Source organism: Enterococcus sp. CR-Ec1, assembly GCF_002850555.1.
GTDB classification, from domain to species: domain Bacteria; phylum Bacillota; class Bacilli; order Lactobacillales; family Enterococcaceae; genus Enterococcus_D; species Enterococcus_D entomosocium.
Map to the genome: position 1 here is coordinate 551,348 of NZ_CP025223.1, position 22,904 is coordinate 574,251.

21 protein-coding genes and 1 pseudogene are annotated in these 22,904 nt (G+C 35.4%); 18 read left to right on the forward strand and 4 right to left on the reverse strand.

Translation table 11 applies throughout. The features are described 5' to 3' along the window. The first annotated feature begins 4 nt into the window (after positions 1-4). The gene (gene sufB / locus CXM95_RS02650) at positions 5-1,396 is read left to right on the forward strand and encodes a Fe-S cluster assembly protein SufB (RefSeq protein ID WP_005232103.1); all 1,392 of its coding nucleotides are present in this window, start codon (positions 5-7) and stop codon (positions 1,394-1,396) included. 94 nt (positions 1,397-1,490) lie between these two features. On the opposite strand, the gene CXM95_RS02655 is transcribed toward sufB, so the two are convergent. Both CXM95_RS02655 and CXM95_RS02660 read right to left on the reverse strand, forming a co-directional pair. Next, complete coding sequence (locus tag CXM95_RS02655; protein ID WP_101698817.1) at positions 1,491-2,633, reverse strand: tyrosine-type recombinase/integrase; 1,143 nt, start codon at positions 2,631-2,633, stop codon at positions 1,491-1,493. Between the two features lie 116 nt (positions 2,634-2,749). Further along, the gene (locus CXM95_RS02660; protein WP_158297423.1) at positions 2,750-3,352 is read right to left on the reverse strand and encodes a helix-turn-helix domain-containing protein; all 603 of its coding nucleotides are present in this window, start codon (positions 3,350-3,352) and stop codon (positions 2,750-2,752) included. Between the two features lie 174 nt (positions 3,353-3,526). Between CXM95_RS02660 and CXM95_RS02665 the strand changes: the two genes are divergently transcribed. Continuing rightward, the gene (locus CXM95_RS02665; protein ID WP_101698819.1) at positions 3,527-3,817 is read left to right on the forward strand and encodes a helix-turn-helix domain-containing protein; all 291 of its coding nucleotides are present in this window, start codon (positions 3,527-3,529) and stop codon (positions 3,815-3,817) included. A 79-nt stretch (positions 3,818-3,896) separates the two neighbouring features. Then, positions 3,897-5,369, forward strand: a complete 1,473-nt coding sequence (locus tag CXM95_RS02670) for a TOTE conflict system archaeo-eukaryotic primase domain-containing protein (RefSeq protein WP_101698820.1) — start codon at positions 3,897-3,899, stop codon at positions 5,367-5,369. A gap of 14 nt (positions 5,370-5,383) precedes the next feature. Here CXM95_RS02670 and CXM95_RS02675 read toward each other — a convergent pair whose 3' ends face one another. Next, the gene (locus tag CXM95_RS02675) at positions 5,384-5,707 is read right to left on the reverse strand and encodes a helix-turn-helix domain-containing protein (RefSeq protein ID WP_101698821.1); all 324 of its coding nucleotides are present in this window, start codon (positions 5,705-5,707) and stop codon (positions 5,384-5,386) included. A gap of 134 nt (positions 5,708-5,841) precedes the next feature. Here CXM95_RS02675 and CXM95_RS02680 point away from each other — a divergent pair, with 134 nt between their 5' ends. From CXM95_RS02680 to CXM95_RS02715, 8 genes are all read left to right on the forward strand, one after another. Further along, a complete protein-coding gene (locus CXM95_RS02680) occupies positions 5,842-6,075 on the forward strand; it encodes a helix-turn-helix transcriptional regulator (RefSeq protein ID WP_101698822.1) in 234 nt (77 codons plus the stop codon). Then, positions 6,065-6,427, forward strand: a complete 363-nt coding sequence (locus CXM95_RS02685; protein WP_101698823.1) for a zinc-ribbon domain-containing protein — start codon at positions 6,065-6,067, stop codon at positions 6,425-6,427. The genes CXM95_RS02680 and CXM95_RS02685 overlap by 11 nt, the downstream gene beginning before the upstream one ends. 12 nt (positions 6,428-6,439) lie before the next feature. Then, positions 6,440-6,940: a hypothetical protein gene (locus CXM95_RS02690; RefSeq protein WP_101698824.1), complete on the forward strand. Its 501-nt coding sequence runs from the start codon at positions 6,440-6,442 to the stop codon at positions 6,938-6,940. Positions 6,941-6,944: 4 nt separating this feature from the next. Then, positions 6,945-7,892, forward strand: a complete 948-nt coding sequence (locus tag CXM95_RS02695) for a DUF4767 domain-containing protein (RefSeq protein ID WP_101698825.1) — start codon at positions 6,945-6,947, stop codon at positions 7,890-7,892. A gap of 524 nt (positions 7,893-8,416) precedes the next feature. Beyond that, positions 8,417-10,081, forward strand: coding sequence for a DUF2075 domain-containing protein (locus CXM95_RS02700; RefSeq protein WP_233499079.1), 1,665 nt, complete (start codon positions 8,417-8,419; stop codon positions 10,079-10,081). Between the two features lie 12 nt (positions 10,082-10,093). Next, a complete protein-coding gene (locus CXM95_RS02705; protein ID WP_070702946.1) occupies positions 10,094-10,423 on the forward strand; it encodes a nucleotide pyrophosphohydrolase in 330 nt (109 codons plus the stop codon). A 2-nt stretch (positions 10,424-10,425) separates the two neighbouring features. Continuing rightward, positions 10,426-11,106, forward strand: a complete 681-nt coding sequence (locus CXM95_RS02710) for a hypothetical protein (RefSeq protein WP_101698827.1) — start codon at positions 10,426-10,428, stop codon at positions 11,104-11,106. 201 nt (positions 11,107-11,307) lie between these two features. Then, entirely contained in the window at positions 11,308-12,783 is a 1,476-nt protein-coding gene (locus tag CXM95_RS02715) for a hypothetical protein (protein WP_101698828.1), read from the forward strand. Between the two features lie 1,148 nt (positions 12,784-13,931). Here the strand turns inward: CXM95_RS02715 and CXM95_RS02725 are convergent. Beyond that, positions 13,932-14,240: a hypothetical protein gene (locus CXM95_RS02725; protein WP_086299077.1), complete on the reverse strand. Its 309-nt coding sequence runs from the start codon at positions 14,238-14,240 to the stop codon at positions 13,932-13,934. Between the two features lie 893 nt (positions 14,241-15,133). On the opposite strand from CXM95_RS02725, the gene CXM95_RS02735 reads away from it, so the two are divergent. The 7 genes and pseudogenes from CXM95_RS02735 (at position 15,134) to CXM95_RS02765 (ending at position 22,799) form a co-directional block, all read left to right on the forward strand. Then, positions 15,134-16,828, forward strand: coding sequence for a DUF2075 domain-containing protein (locus CXM95_RS02735; RefSeq protein WP_101698830.1), 1,695 nt, complete (start codon positions 15,134-15,136; stop codon positions 16,826-16,828). Next, positions 16,791-17,126 carry a nucleotide pyrophosphohydrolase gene (locus CXM95_RS02740; RefSeq protein WP_034857870.1) on the forward strand — a complete coding sequence of 112 codons (336 nt, stop codon included), beginning with the start codon at positions 16,791-16,793 and terminating at the stop codon, positions 17,124-17,126. Before CXM95_RS02735 ends, CXM95_RS02740 begins: the two co-directional genes overlap by 38 nt. A gap of 482 nt (positions 17,127-17,608) precedes the next feature. Next, positions 17,609-18,352: a hypothetical protein gene (locus tag CXM95_RS02745; RefSeq protein WP_008377866.1), complete on the forward strand. Its 744-nt coding sequence runs from the start codon at positions 17,609-17,611 to the stop codon at positions 18,350-18,352. A 707-nt stretch (positions 18,353-19,059) separates the two neighbouring features. Continuing rightward, positions 19,060-20,340 (forward strand): PTS cellobiose transporter subunit IIC, encoded by a 1,281-nt coding sequence (gene celB, locus CXM95_RS02750; RefSeq protein WP_077453683.1) that lies wholly within the window; start codon positions 19,060-19,062, stop codon positions 20,338-20,340. Between the two features lies 1 nt (position 20,341). Then, a pseudogene (locus tag CXM95_RS02755) lies at positions 20,342-21,240 on the forward strand (DUF7916 family protein). 177 nt (positions 21,241-21,417) lie between these two features. Next, positions 21,418-22,236: a MerR family transcriptional regulator gene (locus CXM95_RS02760; RefSeq protein ID WP_101698831.1), complete on the forward strand. Its 819-nt coding sequence runs from the start codon at positions 21,418-21,420 to the stop codon at positions 22,234-22,236. An 86-nt stretch (positions 22,237-22,322) separates the two neighbouring features. Next, complete coding sequence (locus tag CXM95_RS02765; protein ID WP_101698832.1) at positions 22,323-22,799, forward strand: SAM-dependent methyltransferase; 477 nt, start codon at positions 22,323-22,325, stop codon at positions 22,797-22,799. The last annotated feature ends 105 nt before the right edge of the window (positions 22,800-22,904 follow it).

Here is a 22,904-nt window from a genome sequence, read left to right on the forward strand (position 1 = left end):
AACCATGGGTGTACCCGAATTAGAAGAATATAAATTTGGCTTCCACGATGACGTGCAGCCTGTTTTTAGTACCGGCGAAGGATTGACCGAAGACATCGTCCGTGAAATCTCACGGGTCAAGCAAGAGCCAGAATGGATGCTTGAGTTCCGCTTGAAGTCTCTTGAAGCCTTCAACAAGATGCCCATGCAAAACTGGGGCCCAGACCTGTCTGACATCGATTTTGATGCCATCAAATATTACCAAAAACCAAGTGATCGTCCTGCCCGTGATTGGGATGACGTACCAGAAAAAATCAAAGAGACCTTTGAGCGCATTGGTATTCCAGAAGCCGAGCGGGCATACCTGGCCGGCGCTTCTGCCCAATACGAATCAGAAGTCGTTTACCACAACATGAAAGAAGAGTTTGAAAAACTTGGCATCGTCTTTACCGATACCGATTCAGCCTTGAAGGAATACCCTGAGCTGTTCAAACAATACTTCTCAAAATTAGTCCCACCAACCGATAACAAGCTTGCTGCTTTGAACTCAGCCGTTTGGTCAGGTGGTACCTTTATCTATGTACCAAAAGGCGTTCGTGTCGATGTGCCATTGCAAACCTATTTCCGGATCAATGCCGAAAATACCGGTCAGTTCGAACGAACATTGATCATCGTTGACGAAGGCGCCAGCGTTCATTACGTCGAAGGCTGTACCGCCCCAACCTATTCAAGCAATAGTTTGCACGCAGCCATCGTTGAAATTTTTACCCTAAAAGACGCTTACTGCCGCTACACCACCATTCAAAACTGGTCAGACAACGTCTACAACCTAGTAACCAAACGGGCCAAAGCCTTAGAAGGTGCTACCGTTGAATGGATCGATGGCAACCTAGGTGCCAAAACAACCATGAAATACCCAAGTGTGTATCTTGATGGCAAAGGCGCACGAGGCACGATGCTTTCCATTGCCTTTGCAGGTGCCAACCAAATCCAAGATACTGGTGCAAAAATGATTCACAATGCACCAAACACCTCCAGCTCCATCGTCTCAAAATCAATTTCTAAAGACGGCGGTGCAGTAAACTACCGTGGACAAGTCACCTTCGGCAAGAAGAGCGCAGGCTCTATCTCCCATATCGAGTGTGACACTATCATCATGGATGACCTATCGAAATCCGATACCATTCCATTCAATGAGATCCACAACAGCCAAGTGTCCTTAGAACACGAAGCCAAAGTCTCCAAAATCTCAGAAGAACAACTGTACTACCTAATGAGCCGCGGCCTTTCCGAAAGCGAAGCAACCGAAATGATCGTCATGGGATTCGTCGAACCATTCACCAAAGAATTACCGATGGAATACGCCGTCGAATTGAACCGGTTGATTAGTTATGAGATGGAAGGCAGTGTTGGATAAACCTGTTATAGGAGCTAGAACCCTTGATATATAAGGATTCTAGCTTTTTTATTTTGTCTTGATAGTAGAAATGACCAGCTTTTGACCAGCTTTTTTACTGATGAGCCATCATATCAGCAAACTCTTGACCAGTTTTCTTAGGTGCGTTGTTTGTAATGTGTGCATAGATGTCTAATGTCACTTTACTATTCTCATGACCTAATCGATGTTGAACAACTTTAACAGATTCTCCTGCTTCTAATAGTAAGCTAGCATGAGTATGTCTGAACCCATGAGGAGTAATACGAGGTAAGGTATACTTTTTCAAAATATATCTTAACCAATCATTCACCGTATTTGGAACATATAAGGTGTTTTTAAGGCTTGTAAAAACATATTGATTATCTGAGTTAGTATTATAACCTAGTTTGAGATAGTCGGCTCTCTGTTGTATTCTCCAATCGTTCAAGATTGCCAATGTTTCGGTATCAAGAGAGATAGTTCTCCTTGATGCTTTTGTCTTAGGTGTTTGAAGTATGATGTTCTTATATTCATCTACAGCTACTGTCTTGTTTACGTGTAGCTCCTTGTTAAAAACATCGATATCTTTCCATTGTAAGGCTAGAGCTTCACTTTTTCTCATACCTGTGTAAGCTACTAATCTAAAGTAGGCATACTGTTTAGTGTTTCCAAAGTCTTTGAAAGCATCTAATAAGGTATTTAATTCTTCTTTAGTATAGAATTTTCGTTGTTCATCTTGTTCCTTTCTACGAGGAAGACGGGTATTTCTCATAACGTTACGTTCAATATACTCTTGAGAAATTCCATAGCTTAAGATTTGTGCTGTTTGTTTTCTCATAGTATCGTAGGTTTTATATTTTTTGTGCCATTTGTTTACCACTTTTTGGCAATATGAAACTGTGATGTCAGTAATTTTTAAGTTTCCAAATTCTGGTAGTATTTGATTTTTTGCATATCTAACGTAGATACCGATAGTAGATTTTTTTACACTTGAACGTTGGAAATCAATCCATTCCTCGTACAAGTCCGCAAAGGTCATGTCAGTAATTTTTTTCTTTGTACCATACTTTATCTCATATGCTAGTTCGTCAAGTAATTTTTGGGCTTCTTGCTTAGTTTTAAAGCCTCTACGTGTGGTATTTACTTTTTCTCCAGTTCGTGGATCAGTGGCTATATGTCCTTTGAACATCCATGCTACTTGACCGTTATTCTTCTTGTACTTTGATATTTTTGCCATTTTCTTTCCTCCTAGATATCGGTCAATAGATATAGTCTATTGGGAGCAATAGTAGGAGTAAATCTAAATTTTAGTTTCTGTTTATTTTAAGATGTTACGCTTAGTATCGCTCCATCTTAAACACCTCCATTATTTTGATTTGTAATTGCTTCTAAATATTGATTAAGACCTAATATCTGTCCATCGGTCAATTTTTGGTTATTAAAGAAAATGTTCTTTTGTTTATTAATTCCCTTAGATATGATATCTGATAAATTAGTTGAGTCTATATAAGGAACGTTTTCTCCTTCATATATCTTCTTCTTAACATCAACATTATCTAAAAATTCTCCTAATTTAAAATTAAGATTTTCGTAATCGAAAGATGTACTAACATCTCTAAAGGCAAATGCTTCAGGTGTACCTATATTTGATAATTCTTCTGGAGATAATAGGTTGTGTGTTCCATCTTTACTTGGTTGGCAATATAGTTCTGTAAGACGTTGGTATTCACATAGATCAATTAAGTTACGGAGACTGATACCCAAAGCATCTGCAATCTTTATCAAAGTCTTGAATGATGGAGTTCGTGTGTTGTTTTCAAGACCTCCAATATATGACTGTCCAACTCCTAAGTCTTTAGCCATCATCGCTTGAGTATATTTTTTTCCTTCAATAGATTTCATTTGTCTAATACGCTTAAGAGCAAATCCAACCTTCAAGTTACTATTTTCTTCCATAGCCATCACCTCTTTCTAAGAACATATTATCACTTAATTGTGATTTTGTAAATACATTTTTCATTAAAAATCACAATTAGGTGTTGTTTATTTTGTGGATACATGCTATACTATGTATATCAACTAATAGAGGTGGTGATAACTATGATCAAACGATAGAAGGGAGGACATTCCATGAATAGTATAGAAGAAATTACTCTGGATAGTCTGCTTGAGAGAACAATCCAAGAAGTTTTAAATAGAGAGCTCATAGAATTAAAAAGTCTGTTAGCTACTTTATCTAATCCTAACAATCATTTCTCAGGTTATTTAACTATGAAAAATGCTTGTGACTACCTGTCAGTATCCAGAAATACTCTAGCTAAATACATCAACGAGTATGATTTACCTATAACAATAATAGAAGGCACTAAGCGTATAAAAAAATCAGATTTAGATGAATTTATGCTTAGTAGGCAGTGTTGACTATGTCTTACAAGTATCTTTATTTATTACTAGTAAGATAAATTAAAACAAAACTATTAAAAATTATAGGAGGATAAGTATGGAAACTAAATATAGAAAGCAGATAGAGGATAAAGTAGTAAAGCAAATGGATAGACTGTTAATTAGTTATAGAAAGGAATATCTTTTCCAAGTGAGAGAAGGAGAAGATGTTGAATTTCGGACAACTACTGATAAAAAGGTTCAGTTAAACGAGTGGAAAGTTAGAAAGCATTTAAATGGAGAATACACATTAGGAATAAAATTAGGTTCTGGTGGCTTAACTAAATTCTTGTGTTTTGATGTCGATATTATAGATGAGGGAGATAGAAGGTGGACAACTATAGAATTGGTAGACACACTCCATTCTTATTATGGTATTCCTATGAAATACATTCATGTTTGGTATTCAGGATTAAAGGGCTATCATGTTGATCTTTATTTTGATGGATTTATTCGAGAACAGGAACTTGAAAACTTCTATTATGAAGTCCTTTCCCAGATTGGAGAAACAATTAATCGCATTGAAAGAAGACCCACTACTGGACTTGGAGTCAAATTACCTTTGGGTATTCATTTGAAAACAGAAGAATTTTGTTACTATGTTGACAATCGGACGCTAGAACCATTGCCTATTGATTATTTTTTGTCTATAGAACCCCAGTCTTTGAATGAGTTCAAAGAAAATGTCCTGAAAGATTGTTCAGCTATGACTAAACATCGGTTAACAACTGACAAGAAAAAGAACGTACATCATAAAAATATCAGTGCTAAGGAGCATAATAACCAAAGTGTTTATACTTACGTAAAAAAAATTCTTGAAGATGGATGCTTGTCAGAACCAAGTAGTAGGAACTATTTTACGTTCCACGCATCTCGCATCCTAAAGTATCAGGGAAATGACATAGAGGCTACATACCAAATGGTCTTCAATGTAATCCAAAATACGTTTGAAAACTCTGAGACAAGAAGATTCTTAGATCAGAGATGGAACTTGAGAGAATTGAAAGATGAAACACAGCGTGTAATTGAGACGGTTTATGATGGTGATTATTCGTTTAGCATGAAGTCTAGTGACGTTACTTTCTATAGACAAGAGTTAGATATTATCTTATCTATTCAAAGAAAAAATCTAAGATATCTTCTCTTTAGTTTACTGTGTCATTCTAAAAAATATAGTGGCAGTGATGGAGTATTTTATTGTACTCACGCAACTTTAGCTGACATGGGCAATGATAGTAATACTGGAAGAAGTGCTAAGAACATCAGATCACTAGAGAAAATGGGCTTTGTTAAAGTGATATCTTCCAGAGTATTTAAGGGAGGAAATTGGCTTCCTAATTACTATAAGATGACTTTAGGAGAACTGGATATTGTTGAGGGTAAGGGGATTACATACAATTCTGATGAGCCTCTTAATCTAGTGAAGGTAATGAATGATCTATATAGTAAAGAAGAGTTAACTAAAATTGAAACTACTGGTGATAGGTTTATTTACCAGTTTAATATAGAGAACAAAAAACACCCTTCCTAATCGGAGGGGTGTTTCTATTTGAACTCATTACGTTCCATTTCTTGCCTCTTTAATAACATCATATATTCTAAGGTTTTAACCTTATCTTCGGATGATAAGGAGCGATACAAAGCGTTGAAATCGTCATCTGCTATCTCTGTTTGCCTGTCAATAAAATGGCTTAGGGGGACTCCTAGAGCCTCTGAGAGTGCTTGTAAATTTTCAGTTCTAGGTTCAGTAACTTCGTTTTCCCAACGAGCAATAGCTTGCTGAGAGGCATGGATTTTCTTAGCAAGTTGTTTTTGAGTCCAACCTAGTTTTTTTCTGCTTTCTCGTATGGTTTTAGAATATTGTTTCATTTGGTCTATCCCTCCGATACTTATACTATACAACGAACTGTTGTTTATTCCTGTTAAAAATGGTGTTTAATTACATAAAATTGTTGAAATACTACAAAATGATGTATATAATGTTTGTGAGGAGGAGGAAGATTATGAAAGAGAAAAGAAGACTTAGTTTGTACAGAGAAGCAAAAGGGTATTCTCAAATTGAAATAGCTGAGAAAATGTCTGTCACTCAGCAGTCAATTAGTTCATGGGAAACTGGTAGGACAGTACCTAAACCTCACCAAATGAAGCTATTATCGCAAGTGTTAGAAGTTGATATGGATGAGCTCTTTTATGATATTTTTAATGTAAATAGGGAGGAAAAAACAAATGTATTGTAGAAATTGTGGAAGTCAAATGGAGGAATCAACAAAGTTTTGCCCATCTTGTGGCGCATCTCAGGAAAATAAGGAGTTATACACAGAACAAATAAGCCCTAAGATAGAAAAATCGCTCAGTGAAGTTAAAACCCAGATTAGTAAGGGAAAGCAAAGTGGAAATCTTTATAAGATTGCTGGGTGGGTTTCAGTTGCCATCTCACTCCTATTTATTCCTGTGTTATTTGGTGCTATTGGAGTTATTATGGGATATTTGTATAGAGAGCATGATGAAAAGCATGGGACTATTTTAATGATTGCAGGAGTAGCAGGTGGTATTCTCGGAACACTTCTGGGCTTATCATCTGGATACTGAGGAGGTCAAGAGATGACAAAAATATTAGGTGGAATAGGTCTTATTTTTTTCGCAATTGCAATAAGAAAGCTTCTCAAAACGCATCATCATCCCAAAGATAGAAGAATAATACTGATAGTGGGGGGCTTGCTATTATTGAGTTGTTTTTCAATGCTATTTAGTTCGGATGGTCTATCAGAAAAAGAATACGTAAAAGAAGTTGTGAACATAGTCGTTGATAGTGATGTGAAAATCAAGCAGACAGATGTCTATTCTGATGAAGATATGCAGGATACAGCAGACTATTTAGGTAAACAAATGAAAAAATTGAAGGACATCAAACCTCCAAGTGCTTTACCTAAAGAGATTAAGGATTCTCATGAAACTCTTTATGAGGGCGTAGATAAAATAAGAACAGGGATATTGGAGCAGGATATCGAAAAAATTCAAGCAGGGCAAACGATTGTTTCTATGACAACTGTGCTTTACAATGATTATATAGATAAAAATCCAGATAAGTTTAATAAGGAGTAACAGAATGAAAAAATCATTGGTGTTATTAGCTCTACTACCCACTATTTTGATGGCATCCTGTCAAAATAAAAAAGAACAACCTAACTCATCTACCTATAGTGAAACTACTGACAGACTTAGTTTTGTAAAAGAGAGCTCTGTCAGTAATTCTTCGACAGAAGATAAGCTAGTTGATGAAATGTTATGGAGTGCTGATAAGGATAAAAAGCTTAATGACTTCATGAATACTTGGGGACAAACCATGAATCAGGCGTATAAACAATACAGTCCGAATAATAATGTTGATTTATACGGTTTGCAACTCCCTGACTCGGTTCTGAATAGCAATAAGTGGCAGGCGGTTATTGGTAACACGCCAATAGTTTTAAACTGGTCAGAAAGTGGTGAAGAAGAATCAGGTTATTCTTTAGTAGCTGTTTATTCGGATGCAGAGGCACAAGATTATTTATCGAAGCATGTTTACTTTTTTACCATTAATTCAGGAGTACCCAAAGTGTTAATAACTAGTCAGAATCAAGGAAATCCGAATAATTACTTATACTTTAAAGAAACAGAGAACAAAGAGCTTAGAGATGGTTTTAATAATATTGTGAATAGTAGTGTAACTTTTGATGCTGTTAAATCAAATTTTACCAAAGATGAGCAACTCAGCTACTTTATCAGTAACTATGGTCAATTGCCTTATAAAGGTTATCTAACGACTGAAAATGATGGTACTGGCACAAGGATTACTTATTATGTTGATGAGTCTATTCCAAATGATAAGCAAGCTATATCAGAAGCAATTGAACATCTGAAAACAATTAGCCTATCTGTTCAGCAGAAGGTGGAAGAAGGGATAACAGTAAGTTTAAAAGAGCCACTGGAAACGGAGTACACTCTTACTCTAATTGATGGACAACCAACTCAAGCTAATCATACCTTTGGTAGAATGATACAAGGAATTGAATGAATAGGATAGAGAACCCCACCTCGTTATTATTTGACCGTACTAAGGGTACCCTTTAAATGAGCTACATGGCTCACTGGGGGTACTCTTTTTTTGGCTTTTGCAAAAGGTTAATAAGTTTTGATAAATGAAACGAAATGAAACACGGCTTTATAGACATTGATATACTAGGGTTTCTGTGTTTCATATGTAAATGAAACAAAAAATATTTTTTGGTTAAAAATCCTTAAAAAGTACTACATAGTTGTGGGAGTTATTGCAGATGAAATAGACCTACAATTATTTCAGGTTGTAATACTCATATGTAATATTTGTACAATGTTTAATATCTATAAGTTTTTATTGTTAATTGATTGAGTAGATGCAGAATAAGCTACTCATGAATTGGGGCTTTAGGAGATATTTTAATATAGAGATAGGTCACTTCTATTTTTTTATTTAATACACTTAAATAATTAATTATATATCTTATGCTTAGTATGATACTATTTATTATAGATAGGAAATTAACAATTGGAGTGAATAAAATGTCAAGTTACAGAGTCATGAATTTAATATTAAAAAATGGGGAAATATCGAATAAATTGGAAAAAATTCATGTTAATGTATTAGAGAATAATCCAGTCACCTATGTTTACTATAATCTTAAAACTAAAAAAATTTATGTTGGAGAGACTAATGGCTTCATTAGAAGACACTATGAGCATCTGATTGAAAGCAATCCAAAAGTGGATTATAGAGATTATAAAAATTGCTTAGTCATATACTCCAGTCTATTTGATAAATCGTCCATTCTGGATTTGGAATCATTAATATTGAACTATATGATTGCTGAATCTGATATGACAAAATTTGTATTAGCTAATGGAAATAATGGACAAACTGAGTTGGTATATAAAAATAAGGAAGAAATATTAACAGAAGTTTTTAATAAATTATGGAATAATGAATTGTATACACTGGGGTTAGTAGATAATCCTAATCTTGAAGAGTTAAGAGAAAGACTTCTGTTTAAGTACTCTCCTTTTAAACAGCTATCATTTAAGCAAAAAGAAATAGTTAATGAAATTGAAAAAAACATAACAAAAAAATATTTAATTGAAGCACCAGCAGGTTCTGGTAAGTCAGTTCTATTTACAAACTTAGCTTTTTCCTTAGCTGAAGTGTATCCTGATTTAAGAATAGGTTTGATAACAACAGGAAATTTAACTAAACAATTTAATTTGATATTTAAGTCGATCGGTCTGAACAATAGATTAATAGTAAAAACAGGTTCTCAACTAATAATGGATGCAAAGAAAAATGAGCAAAAATACGATATTATTATTGTAGATGAAGCTCATAAATTGAAAAAATACTATAGAAAAGGACATCCGAATGCAAGAAGACATCTTGATGAAGGTGATGATGAGATCACTCTTCTTGAAAAATTAACAGATGGATTAGTTCTGTTATATGATCCATATCAAGGTATTAAACCTCAGAATATTAGACCTGCAGAAATAAGAAGCCTTACGAGTGATTATAAAAAAGTTCGTTTAATGCAACAGTTTAGAATCGGAGGAGATAGAGATTTCTCAGGAGAAGATTTTTTAAAAGGCATATTATACGGTTTTCAATTAAGTAATGACAAAAGTTTTAATTCTAAAGTTTTTAAAGATGACTATTTTAAAATTGTAGCCACTTTTAAAGAAGTTATTGACTATGTTGATGATTATTCTCACGCTTATCCAGAAACAACCAATAGACTGATTGCTGGTTACTGCAGAGAGTGGGTATCAAATACTGGGAAAAAAGAAAATAAAGGTAAAAAATTTGAAGAATTGCCATACGATTGGAACATAGATAGCATTAGAAAAAGATGGAACTCAACATATGAAGATTGGGTAAAAAAAACAAACTCAAATAAAGAAATCGGCTCTATTCATGCTATTCAAGGATATGATCTAAACTATTCCGGAGTTATTGTTGGTAATGATTTAACAGTCAAAGATGGAAAAATTGTGGCGGTGCCAGAAAACTACAAAGATATTGGCGGTACACCTCTAAAAGAGGGGTTTAACTTATCTGAATTAACAGAGTATATATTAAATATTTACTATGTACTACTTTCAAGGGGGATTGATGGTTGTGCTGTTTATTTTGAAGATAAGAACGTAGAAAAACTATTTAAAGAACGAGTGGGCTTATAGGAGGAATGCATTATGGAAGACTTAATAAAAGAAATTAACCAATTTAGAGATGACAGAGATTGGAGACAATTTCATAATGCTAAAGACCTAGCATTATCAGTTTCTCTTGAAGCTTCAGAATTACTGGAAAACTTTCAATGGAAGTCGAGTGAAGAAGCAATAGCTGATGATTTAGAAAATATTAAAGATGAGATTGCTGACGTGATGATTTATTGCTTGATGTTAGCTGATGATTTAGGTCTGAGTGTTGAAGAGATTATAAAGAATAAGATTAAGAAGAATGGTGAGAAGTATACTATAGAAAAGAGTAAAGGTACTAATAAAAAGAGGAGTGTTGAATAATTATGAATAGTGAATTTTCAGAAGAAGAAAAAATAAAGTATTTTGACGAGATATGCGAAAAGTACTATCGAAAAAATTTTGGTTTAACATCAAAATCTGAGATGGATTTACTAATGTTCAAATTTTTCTATCAAAATAAACTTAAAAGAAAAAAAAGTGGTGATTTCAATGCGGATTCAGATTATCTTTTAAGTAAAGAGTTGGGTATAACGCAAAGCAGAGTAAGAAATCTCAAAATAAAAAAAGAACTTGTGTATCCTGAACAGAATTATAATTGGAAAGAACAATTTTTAAATTTAATAAGTTTTGCTCAATATGATGAGCAAACTAAAAAAATAATAATGAATATACCAGACCCTAATTTACAAATTGAAATTGAAAATCATATTGAACAAAGAGGACTATTTATAGAGAGGCAACTCAATTCTAAATTACTACAAATTAGAGTGGAATACTTTATTGAATTGGTTATTTCATTAGATGAAAACATAAGTCAAGACAAATTAGTAGAAAATATGAAAGCTCAAATTAGTGAATTAAGCTCGGTAGATAAAAAAATAATGAAGAAAGGATTTGGAAAAGTGATAAAAGAAAAAGGGATTAGTGCTATAGAATTGCTAGCTGCTATAGTTACGATAGCTCCAGCGGTTCAGCCGATAATAGCAATGATTAATCAAAACTAATTAACGGTTATATAAAAAATAATGTTTTTATTTCATAAAACAGTTATAGTTTTTTTATTTTGAAATCACAAGAATGAAGGCTTCATTTTAATATTGAGTAAGAAGTTGGGCTATCTAGATTAGTTTACGGATGTGTTTGATATATGAACATATGTTTTGCAATCAACCTAGATAGAGAATAATTAGAGAAGAGGTAGTTTTATGAAGATAAGTGAAATATATGGACTAGGGAGAACGCAAAATGAACTTGATTTTGTAGATATCGATACTGAAAATGATATGCCTTTATTTTTAGATCCGTACTTCCTTTCAATCAAAACAGACAGATGGTCTATATCAGCACATAGAACTCTTGAAAACTTTTTCCAATATATGTTGAATCTATTTAGAGATAAAAAAATAGAAGAAGCAAGGAGAAATTTTAGATTTTCAGAGCCAAATGAAACATGTTTAGGATTATCAAAATCTGGAACACTAGGAAAAAGTCTTGGAGACAATGATGCAACAAAACTGTTTGAATATATTGTTGAAAGTGGAGCAATGGATAACGGGCTTATCTCACATGTTAATGACATAAAAATATTTGTTGACAACATATCTCATGATAAAATTTCTGATTTAACCACCAATATTATTAGAAAGCATTTAATTCAGTACACTCAAGATCAATGCACTCTTCATGGAATAGAGCTCACCAAGTCAATAGCCACTAGGGAATACTGGGATATACAAAAAAGAGATTGGGTTAACAGTTACGAAGATATGCTTGTAATTAATGATAAACCTATTTTGTTAGTTCCAAAATCTGTGGTATGCAGAAAAAAAGGCTATGTATATGATTCTGCTCAATATGCAAGGCATTTTGTTTTGAATTTTTTAGTTAGTGAAGAACTTCGGATGAATACAAGTTTAGTAAATGAGAAGAAATTGAAAGATGGTAATATAAAAAGGACAATAAACAAAGAAGATGTAGCCTCTAAATATGGTGCTTACAGAAAAGAATTTTTAAGAAATTTTACCAGTGATCATCCAGAGTTTTATGATGACTTTAAGAATAATACAAAAATGAAAATAGCTTCATTAACAAATGAAGAAATTATAAATAATTATAGTGACGATTTTTACTTGCGGATAATCGATAATTTAATTGATGGTTTTAGTAAAATAGGAAAAGGAGCTAAAGATGCTAACAGATTTCATGAACATATAATTGCTACAATGACTTTTCTTTTTTACCCCAACCTCATAAATCCAGTAAAAGAGCTAGAAATTCATGATGGAAGAAAACGCATAGATTTAGTTTATGATAATGCTGCTGAAAATGGCTATTTCTTTAACCTTTCTACTGTGAAAGATATTCCTTCAGGATATATATTTGTAGAATGTAAAAATTATACGAAAGACATTGCTAATCCAGAGCTTGATCAATTAAATGGACGTTTCTCACCTAATCGTGGAAAAATGGGATTCATGGTATTTAGAGATTGTAATAATGAAAAGGCTTTATTTAAAAGATGTTCAGATTATTATGATGATAATAAAAATTTGATTGTTCCTTTGCAAGACAAAGATTTTATCAATGTTCTAAATTCTTTGAAAGAAGAATTTGATAGAGATACTAATTTACCTCAAGAAAAAATGTTAAATTTATTAACTAAGAATATAATTTTATCCTAGTGAATAAGTTGATTTAAGAATATTAAATAGTTTAATTACAGAAATGTTGATAAAAAGTTAAGAGTTGTCTTATGCCAAGGTTTTGTTTTTGAAGATGAAGATGAAGTTATTTTTAGTAGCCCACAAGAAATGTATGAAGACTACAAGAAAAAGAAAATAAAGGGCGTATTGGATTATCAGACAGATATATTAACAGAATACTTTGACTGTATTGAAAAATAATTTTACGCCAAAAATTTACATGGGAAAAGATTTTCAAGTTAATAAAAAAAGTCAATCTTAGCAGACTGACTTTACATTAAGTATTGCTCCCAATAACATATACAAAATTGACCAGATTTTGACCATCTTAATTTGACAATCAATTATAATTATTGACTCATTGAACTACTATGAATCATCTTAATTGTTTAATTTGACAATGCATGACACTGATTGAGAAGTCGATTCCAATATGGAAGGGTCTGTGGGGTAATAGGTGTATACCACTACTTTCAGAGCTCTGTTGACTTGACTAGTATCTTACTGTTTTCCATTAAATAATGAAAAAGGAGTACTCTAAGGAGTGCTCCTTTTTGTATCTTCTTTAGGCTTATTGTTATTAAATTCCTTCAAGAAAAAGGTAGTAATGTCCAACCTACAAAATATAGATTGAACATTACTACCTTTTTCTTAGAGTTTTATCAATTAATAGTTTTCCGAGTTCATATATTGCTGTTAAAACTGCGATACAAAAAAGTAGTGCAGTATATTGTACAAGAAAAACTATGTTGAACCATAGCCCATAGACCATTGGGAAAACGACTAAAAGACAAACATATAATTCTATTTTTCGTCTTTTTCTTATTTGGAACCATCTTTCGTCTGTCAAAACTAAAACCCCTTTAAGTTAAATTAAAACCGTTAGCCCGTATTCGATCATTGAATTTTTTGGTCAAGCAAGTGATGCCCTCAGCTAAGTATAAGAATAATTGAGAGCTACCAAATAAATATTACCTTATTATCTATATTGGAATAATTTTATCGCAAAAGAATAAATTTAGAATATTCGGACTGTTTTCTCGTCCCAAAATAAGTTGACAATCCGACGAAAAAACTGATTGATAACGGTATCAATCAGTAAGGGCGAAAAACGATCGAGGATAGTATTACTTAGCATCGTTTTCTTTAAAGTAGTCATCAATGTACGCCTTAATTTTTTCAAAGTCTTTAGTCAGAAAAAATTTTGAAGGAACTTTTATGATAGGGAGGTTATTTTCATTATCAAAAGGAGCGAATGGCTCAGGAAGGACTAAGTAATCAACAGTATCTTTATCTCTCAGATAATTGATTGAAACGTCGTAATACGGTGAAAAATAGTCTTTGAGGCTTGTGTCTCTTTGATAAAGAACACCTGGAGTTAATGGTGTGTAAGATAACCCGTTGCTCAACACTAAGACAAAACAAATTCTTTTCATAAAAAATCACCTTTCTTTTCGATTAGATACTAGCATTATTTCAACAGCGAAGGGTTCGTTATTCATCTGGTAAATCCATTTTAATAGACAAATGGATAAAAAAGTAGTGAGTAATAGAAAAATGATTCAGTTGTTGGGTAAAAGGGAACTAGCAATCACAAATTGTTCCTTTACTTTAAAAAACAAGAGATAAAAAAATACCAAGAACAATTATGATTAAGATTTCTAATGCTCTTTCCAGAAACAAATTGTTGCTTTTTAAAAATATTGTTTTCTTTTTATAAGGAAACCAAAATGACTGGTTTGCGTAGTCTGGCGGGTACACGAGATCTAAAATACCACTGATAAACAGTAATGGAATTGCTTCGAAAATATTGTCATGGACGGCTAAATAAATATAGTATGTTAACAAAGAAATTTGAGCGATCCGCAGATATCTTAGGCTGGTAACTGTATGGTCCATCAAATCATCCTTTCGTAAATGATTATCTCATATTGAATGATTTGGTCAAATTAAAATTATAAAATATTTATTTATTTTCAGATTGCAAAATAAATTCTTTTGATTTAATAAACAATTTATAAATATCCTAAACAGAGGATATTTGGTGAATTGTCAAAGGGGATTTTCAGCTATTTATTTTAGAACGTCTTAGAGAGTTTTCGTTTGAAAAGAGTTTCAGGATAATAAGTTAGTCTATTAAATCAGTAGCAAAGTATGCACGTTGGACGAAATTAGTAGATTAATCAATAGCGATTTTTTTAGATAATGGTTATTTTGCTAAAACAAAAAATTACCAATTTTGTCTTTAATGCTTTAAGAGCAAAATATGCAGTGATATACTAAAATAAATAAACTTAATGGAATAGACACTAAACGGAGACTTTAAAAAATGACCAACCAACTAATCATAGAAGATCATCATTTCAAGAAAGGTGAGCTATCTAGCATAACGACGGCATATATCGATCAGTACCCAGTCGTTTACATACTCTACAACCGAAATGAAAAGAAAAGGCCTGTTGCGTACATTGGTCAAACGGTTCAAGTGAACAAACGATTGAAGCAGCACTTGAATAACTCTAAGCGCAGAGAAATTAAAGAAGTCTTGCTGATTGGACATGAAAAATTCAATCAATCAGCGACCTACAATATCGAAACCAATTTGATCAATCACTTCATTGGGGATGAGCAGTTTCAGTTACAAAATGTCAGTCAAACAAGACAGGTGCAGATGCATCAGTATTATGAAAAAGAGTATTATGATGAAGTGGTCTTCCAAGAGTTATGGGAAGAATTGCAAAGGCGTCAATTGGCGAAGCACTCAATCGATACGATTCGCAACAAAGATGTATATAAATTATCCCCTTTTAAAGAACTGACGCCAGAACAGTTAGATATAAAACTTGAAATCATTGAGTACTGTAAACAAGCGATTCAGCAGGATGAGACACAAAAAGTCTTGATGATCGAAGGAGAAGCTGGAACGGGAAAGAGCGTCCTTTTGGCATCTCTCTATAACACCCTTCAAGACTATACAAAGTCAGAGCCTGTATTAAAAGGCACCGATAACTATTTGTTGGTCAACCATTCAGAAATGTTAAAAACCTATCATACAATGGCAGAAAGTTTGCCAAATTTAAAAAAGAATCATATGTTAAAGCCAACTTCCTTTATTAATAAAACAGATAATCAGAAGTTGCACCCAGACATCGTTATTGTGGATGAGGCCCATTTGCTTTTAACGAAGAAAGACAGCTATAACAGTTTTCACTATGAAAACCAACTAGAAGAGATTATTAAGCGAGCAAAAATCACGATTTGTATCTTTGATCCGAAGCAAGTATTGAAAATCAAAAGTTATTGGGATCAGGACAAATTGGATCAGTTTCAGAAAAGGTACAATGCTTCTCTCTTTAAGCTAAAAGATCAATTAAGAATGAAAAGTAGTCCACAAATAATTCAATGGATCGATGATATCGTAGAAAAACGTGTAACATCGATTCCAGAATCAACAGCATCTTTTGAGCTTCAGATTATGGAAACCCATGATGCGTTGAAGAATAAAATCTTTTCTCTCGATAAAAAGGAAGGTCTGTCACGGATCATCTCAACATTCGATTATGTTCATAAGAAAGACGGAGCTTCTTATCTTGTAGATCCTGGTGGGATCAACCTGCCTTGGAATACGACCGATACGAAGCGAACATGGGCGGAGCGACCAGATACAATCAGTGAAGTCGGTTCAATCTACACCGTCCAAGGGTTTGATTTAAACAATGTAGGAGTCGTCATTGGCCCTTCCATTGATTACGATCCAGAGACCGACCAGCTTGTCATCGATATCGATAAATATGAGGACAAAGGGGCGTTTACGGGACGTGACGATATGAACCAAGAATTGACGAAGAAAGCCAAAGAAACGATCATCCTTAATTCATTGAATGTATTAATGAAACGAGCAATCAAAGGGCTTTACATCTATGCAATCAATCCCAATCTGCGCCAAAAACTCTTAACCCTACAAAACGAAAGGAGCCAGGCCTACCATGCAAAACCAACCCTCTTCAATGGAACGGATCAATAAATTCCGAGATGATCGCAATTGGCGACAATTTCATAATGAAAAAGATCTAGCTATTTCTATCTCCATCGAAGCCGCCGAATTGTTGGAGATTTTTCAATGGAAAACACCTAAAGAAGCCACTCAAGATTTCGAACATCTAAAAGAAGAAATTGCCGATGTTCTGATTTATTCTTATATGCTGGCAGACAATTTGGGTCTTGATATTGATGAGATCATCAAAGAAAAGCTGGAAAAAAACAACATGAAGTATCCGGTGAAAGAAAGTAAAGATTCGAAAAAGAAGTATAATGAATTGTAACAAAAAAGAAGCAAGGACGCTGCAAGTTCTTGCTTCTTTTTTTGATGGGATAGGAGCAACAATGGCTTTCTGAATTCATCAGTGATTGGTTACGAACGTCAAAAATCTGACATAATTGAGAAAGTTGAAGATAACTTCAAATTGGTTACAATTTTTCGGAAATTTGAAGTTAACTTCAAATAAGCCCAATTTTTATAAAAAACGAAGTTAGACCTACTGTCTGCAAGAACAAAAACAAGATTATCCTTTCCTAAAAATGAAGGCAAGGTCATCGGTAAAAAATCGGCAATAATGAAGGTCGTTTTCTATCAAAAATATTTCTCCCCAAAAACCTAAAAAACCTATTGCCCCCCAAGCCCACTTACTGTATAGTAAACAAGAATATTTCATGAAAATAACCAAAAATAACTAATTAAAAAGACTTTGTTATTGAAAATTGCGATTAAACGATGCTGTAAACGGAATGTAAGAAGGAGAAAACAATGACGTATTTAACAAACAATTTTGTGAATTGCATGATCACTTTAGGGTTTATCTTCATCCATCTATTTTCAAATGTTATCTCATCCAGAAAACTAAACGTGCAATACATGAGCTCCTTTGCCGCTGGGGTAGGAATCTCCTATGCGATCGTTCATCTATTGCCCCATTTGGCGTATTTTCAAACGGTGTTGATTGATGAATTTGGCTGGGACTCGGGGATTTTTTATAGTCATGGGGTCTATGGCATCGTTTTGTTTGGCTTAGTCTTCAGTTACGTGATCTACAAAATCGATGAGCGGACGTTTATGGTGTTAGAAAAGAAAGACATCACCAGTGCCAAAAACGCCTTTTTTTGGTCGGATATCGCTTTTCATGTGATCTACAATATCATGATCGGCTATATCGTGATTGCCAATACGCTATCAGAGCGTTTTTACATTTTGACCTACTTTATTGCTTTTGGTTTGCATTTTCTCATGAACGATTGGCTGCTCTATCACCATCATGGTGCCCTTTATAACAAATATGGCCGCTTTGTGCTTTCCTTTAGTATTTTCGCGGGAGCGGCGTTCTCCCTCTTTGTTTCATTGCCCTACTATTTGGTGGTCATCATTGAAGCCTTGATCACCGGCGCTTTGCTGGTGAATATCATCAAATTTGAGTTACCTAATGAAGGCGAAGGCAGTATTCGTGGGCTATTGGTAGGCACGATCTGCTCTGGAATTTTATTTGTATTTGTCTAGCGCGAAAAGGAGGACTGAATCATGGATGATTCGGTCCTCCTTTTTTGATAAATACGCAAAGCAATTACTATTTTCTATTTCAATCGAACAAATCACAATAGTTTTTTATTTTTTTGACCATTATTTACAATTTTGTTGCAATGTTCGCTTGCTTTTCCCAAAGACATTCTATAGAATGTAAGCGAATAGAAACCAAAAAAATAGGCACCTCGTAATTCTGTTGGCGCAGATTTACGAGGCCCTGATCAGTCACACCCTTAAGACAGTTGACCAATCAAGTTGCCATAGTTGATCGCCAAAGGCATCAACGTGTTTATTGTACCCGATTTCCTTGTCGATTTCTAGTAGATTCAGGCAGGTTTTTGGGCAAAAACCGTGGGATGCTGGACGCTTATTTTGCTATGCCAAAGGCATTGGACAATCTTGTCCAATGCCTTTTTTGTCGTTTGAAACGGTTCATGCGCAGGATCGTTTGCGGCAAATAAAAGGTGTGAAGATCAGTTGAGGACAGTTGCAGGGAAAATAGGCAGTCATAGTTGAGAAATCCAATGCCTTGCTTTCTTACTGTATTCATAGCAATAGCGTTTTGGCGATCAGGACTTCAATCCTAGGTTCTTGAAGGTGGCAAGCCTTGGTTTCTATTCACACTTCGAAAAGATACCTGAACGCACTCTTTCAGCGATCTTTTAAGTTTAAGGAGGAAGCTTATGAAGGATTCGTTAAAGAAATTTATGGAAGAAAAGATGCTACCATGGGGAATGAAAATTGGCGGTGAAAAGCATCTAGTTGCTATCCGTGATGGACTTGTCACCACGATGCCTTTGATTATTATCGGTTCTATTTTTGTTATTTTATCCAACGTTCCATGGGAAGGCTTTAACCTATTTGTTACTAGTATTTTTGGCGGGGAATGGCGCAGCAAATTAGACTTTGTCGTCCAAGTGACCTTTGGTGTGATGGCGCTGTTCAATTCCTTTGCTATTGCGTATAGTTTAGCAACCACATACCGCGTCAGCGGTTTATCTGCCGGTGTATTGGCAGCGTCGGTTTTTCTTTTAGTCACTCCGATTGAAGACGGCGGCATTCAAATGTCTTATCTTGGTAGCCGCGGGCTGATCGTAGCAATCATCACCAGTTTGATCACGGCGGAGATTTTCCGATTATTCGTACAAAAGAATATCGTGATTCGCATGCCAGAAAACGTTCCCCCGGCGGTCAGTCGCTCCTTTATTGCATTGATCCCCTCATTCTTTTGCCTCTCGCTTTTCTGGGTGATTCGTTTATTAGTGGAATCATTCGGCAACACGAATGTTCATGATCTGCTGTACAGCCTTGTGGGACAACCTTTATCGATCATTGGCGGAGGCTTTATAGGTGGTCTATTTGCCATTATGTTTACGTCATTGTTTTGGTCAGTGGGCATCCACGGTTGGGACTTGGTCTTGAGCGTCCTGCAGCCGACATGGATTCAAATGATCGATGAAAATCGGATCGCTTTTCAAAACGGCGAAACGATTCCGCATATCATCAATTATACCTTTATGAATACCTTTGTCTGGATTGGTGGGAGTGGCGTGATTTTGGGCTTGGCGATCTTACTCTTAGTCAGAAGTAAAAGCAAGTATTTAAAAGAGTTGGGGAAACTCGGATTTCCATCAACGGTTTTTAATGTCAATGAACCCATCATGTTTGGGTTGCCCGTTGTCATGAATCCATTGATTTTGTTCCCATATATTCTGACGCCGGTCGTTTGCTATATTATCTCTTATACGACAGTTGCCATGGGGATCGTCCGACCTGCCGTCGTTTTGGTGCCCTGGTCGATGCCGCCAATCATCGGCGGTTATCTAGCTACAGGCGGACATATTTCGGGAGCAATCTTACAGCTGGTGAATCTGACGGTTTCTATCGCCATCTATTATCCATTCTTCAAAATGCTGGATAATCGGACATTAGCCAGTGAACTCGGTTCAGAAAGTGGGGCGTAAAATGAAGACAAAACGATTATTGAATTGCACGGCAGCTGATTTTAAATCATTTGATAAAGACCAGCTATTGGAAAGTATCCGAGGAAGTGCGGGACGGACGATCGTAGCAGAAAATGATGTCCAAATCGATCCGATGTCTAGAGGAATCACCAATGCTGAATTCGTCGCTGCATTTGGGGCGGATTTGATTTTGCTGAACCTATTTGATTGCGAAAACGGCACTATCAAAGGATTACCGACAACTGATGACCCCATTCGCTTTTTGCAATGCTTGACGGGCGGCCTGTTGGGGTCAATCTTGAGCCTGTCGACGATTGTGCGGAGCAGATGGAACAGTTGACAACTATCGCTACAGGGCGTTTGGCAACAAAGAAAAACATGGCTCGTGCAGAAGCACTTGGATTTGATTTTATCTGTCTGACAGGAAATCCTTCCACTGGCGTTTCAAATAAAGAGATCACAGCGGCAATCAAACAAGCAAGAGCCGTTTTCTCTGGGATCATTATTGCTGGAAAAATGCACGGAGCTGGTGTCAATGAACCTGTGTTGGATGAAGAAATTGCGTCTGCATTCATTCAAGCTGGAGCCGATGTTATTCTTGTACCCATTGCGGGCACGATTCCTGGGCTGAGTGAACAACACATGAGTGATCTAGTGGCCTTTATCCACCAAAAAGGGAAGTTGGTCATGGGCACCATTGGCACTACACAGGAAGGTGCAGATACAGGTACGATCCGTGCCTTGGCATTGACTAGCAAACGTGCCGGCTGCGACCTTCATCATATCGGAGATGCAGGTTTTTCTGGGACCGCTGATCCCGAGAACATCTTGCAACTATCCATCGCCGTCAGAGGCAAGCGCCATACCTATCACCGGATGGCCGTCTCAGTGAATCGATAGGTGGAACAAATGGGCACATGCCTATGAAAGGCAAGAATTGTTAGAAGAATTTTTCGTTGAATGTTGAATAATGAAGCAAGACCGAAACAGAGAGTGAGTTCTTTGTTTCGGTTTTTTATAGTGAGTAGCATTGAAGTGTGGATAAAGTGTTTTATAATACATCTATCGGAGGTGCATATGTTTAAGATAGGTGAATTTTCAAAGCTCTCTCAAGTGAGTATCAGAATGTTACGTTACTATGATGAGATGGGCCTATTAAAGCCCAATAGGATTGATACGTTTACTGGTTATCGACTATATTCGGCTGCTCAATTGCCTGAACTCAATAAAATACTCTATTTGCGTGATAGCGGCTTTAGTGTAGCAGAAATTGCGGTGTTGCTGAAAAACAAAGAGCAGGACTTCCTTGCAGAACAATTAGAAAGAAAAGGAGATGAGATTAAGACGACTATTGAAGCGGAAAAACAAAAATTAATCAAACTAGAAGTGGCTAAATTAGAATTGACGAAGAAACGAATAGAGCGCCATTATCAGGTTACAATGAAAGCAGTCCCGAGTTATCATGTGCTCTCCCTTCGCAAAGTCATACCAAATTATTTTGCTGAAGCGGAACTGTGGAGAGAACTAGCCACTTTTATGGAAAATCAGAAAATAAAGAATTTTGGACAATCATTTTCGATTTATCACGACCAAGAGTTTAAAGAAAAAAATGTCGATGTTGAATTGTGTGTGCAAGTGAAAGCAGGCCTGCAGGTAGATTCCAAAGTATTTTCCAGCTACGAAACGGAGGCAGTGCCAATTATGGCGTGCACGATGGTGTACGGTGCATTCTCCAACATAGCCAACGTCTATTTGTCCTTGGCTGAGTGGCTACAAGAACATCCTTATTACCAAATGGACGGACCAGACAGGCAAATCGTGCATCGCGGTCCTTGGAATGAGCAGGAAGAACGTAATTATTTGACTGAAATACAAATACCGCTCATAAAACGTTGAGTAGCAGATTTTTTCTGTTTTTTCTTGACTCTCACACTGTGTCAGGCACTATTCTGAGAGCACAAAGAGGAAATGGAGGAAAGAAAATGACAGAATATAAACTACAACCGATCGGGATCATTCAAAACAATGAGGACGGATGCTTGCTCAAGCTTAAGAAAGAATATATTCCAGCTTTAGCAGGGATTGAAGGATTTAGTCACCTTCAATTAGTATGGTGGTTCAGTGATTTTGCGGATGCAAAGTATCGAATGATTTTGGATGCTGAGCAACCCTATAAACATGCGCCTGAAAAAATGGGGATTTTTGCTACGAGATCACCCATCCGACCAAATCCAATTGCATTAAGTGTTGTTCAAGTATTATCAGTCGATGTTGAGAAAGGAATTCTTTCTATTCCTTATATTGATGCAAACGACCAAACGCCACTAATAGATATCAAACCGTACACACCAAGTTTGGATCGAGTAGAAGTGCCCAGAGTTCCTTCCTGGTGCCATCATTGGCCGAACAGTTTAGAAGAATCTGCTGATTTTAATTGGGAAAATGAATTTAATTTTTAGAGGATGAAAAAATAGAGGAATCAATCGGAAGATTGTTGGCGCAACAATGAAAATTTAAGCAATGTCGATGTTCGATTCAAGTAAAGAAAAAACGCGGTTTGTTTT

Coding starts and splice junctions, on each gene's coding strand:
- CXM95_RS02740 (WP_034857870.1), top strand. CDS start 16,791: ATGCAAAACCAACCCTCTTCAATGGAACGGATCAATAAATTCCGAGAT.
- CXM95_RS02710 (WP_101698827.1), top strand. CDS start 10,426: ATGAATAGTGAATTTTCAGAAGAAGAAAAAATAAAGTATTTTGACGAG.
- CXM95_RS02685 (WP_101698823.1), top strand. CDS start 6,065: ATGTATTGTAGAAATTGTGGAAGTCAAATGGAGGAATCAACAAAGTTT.
- CXM95_RS02665 (WP_101698819.1), top strand. CDS start 3,527: ATGAATAGTATAGAAGAAATTACTCTGGATAGTCTGCTTGAGAGAACA.
- CXM95_RS02670 (WP_101698820.1), top strand. CDS start 3,897: ATGGAAACTAAATATAGAAAGCAGATAGAGGATAAAGTAGTAAAGCAA.
- CXM95_RS02675 (WP_101698821.1), bottom strand. CDS start 5,707: ATGAAACAATATTCTAAAACCATACGAGAAAGCAGAAAAAAACTAGGT.
- CXM95_RS02705 (WP_070702946.1), top strand. CDS start 10,094: ATGGAAGACTTAATAAAAGAAATTAACCAATTTAGAGATGACAGAGAT.
- CXM95_RS02735 (WP_101698830.1), top strand. CDS start 15,134: ATGACCAACCAACTAATCATAGAAGATCATCATTTCAAGAAAGGTGAG.
- CXM95_RS02655 (WP_101698817.1), bottom strand. CDS start 2,633: ATGGCAAAAATATCAAAGTACAAGAAGAATAACGGTCAAGTAGCATGG.
- CXM95_RS02695 (WP_101698825.1), top strand. CDS start 6,945: ATGAAAAAATCATTGGTGTTATTAGCTCTACTACCCACTATTTTGATG.
- celB (WP_077453683.1), top strand. CDS start 19,060: ATGAAGGATTCGTTAAAGAAATTTATGGAAGAAAAGATGCTACCATGG.
- CXM95_RS02700 (WP_233499079.1), top strand. CDS start 8,417: ATGTCAAGTTACAGAGTCATGAATTTAATATTAAAAAATGGGGAAATA.
- sufB (WP_005232103.1), top strand. CDS start 5: ATGGGTGTACCCGAATTAGAAGAATATAAATTTGGCTTCCACGATGAC.
- CXM95_RS02765 (WP_101698832.1), top strand. CDS start 22,323: ATGACAGAATATAAACTACAACCGATCGGGATCATTCAAAACAATGAG.
- CXM95_RS02680 (WP_101698822.1), top strand. CDS start 5,842: ATGAAAGAGAAAAGAAGACTTAGTTTGTACAGAGAAGCAAAAGGGTAT.
- CXM95_RS02660 (WP_158297423.1), bottom strand. CDS start 3,352: ATGGAAGAAAATAGTAACTTGAAGGTTGGATTTGCTCTTAAGCGTATT.
- CXM95_RS02715 (WP_101698828.1), top strand. CDS start 11,308: ATGAAGATAAGTGAAATATATGGACTAGGGAGAACGCAAAATGAACTT.
- CXM95_RS02690 (WP_101698824.1), top strand. CDS start 6,440: ATGACAAAAATATTAGGTGGAATAGGTCTTATTTTTTTCGCAATTGCA.
- CXM95_RS02760 (WP_101698831.1), top strand. CDS start 21,418: ATGTTTAAGATAGGTGAATTTTCAAAGCTCTCTCAAGTGAGTATCAGA.
- CXM95_RS02745 (WP_008377866.1), top strand. CDS start 17,609: ATGACGTATTTAACAAACAATTTTGTGAATTGCATGATCACTTTAGGG.
- CXM95_RS02725 (WP_086299077.1), bottom strand. CDS start 14,240: ATGAAAAGAATTTGTTTTGTCTTAGTGTTGAGCAACGGGTTATCTTAC.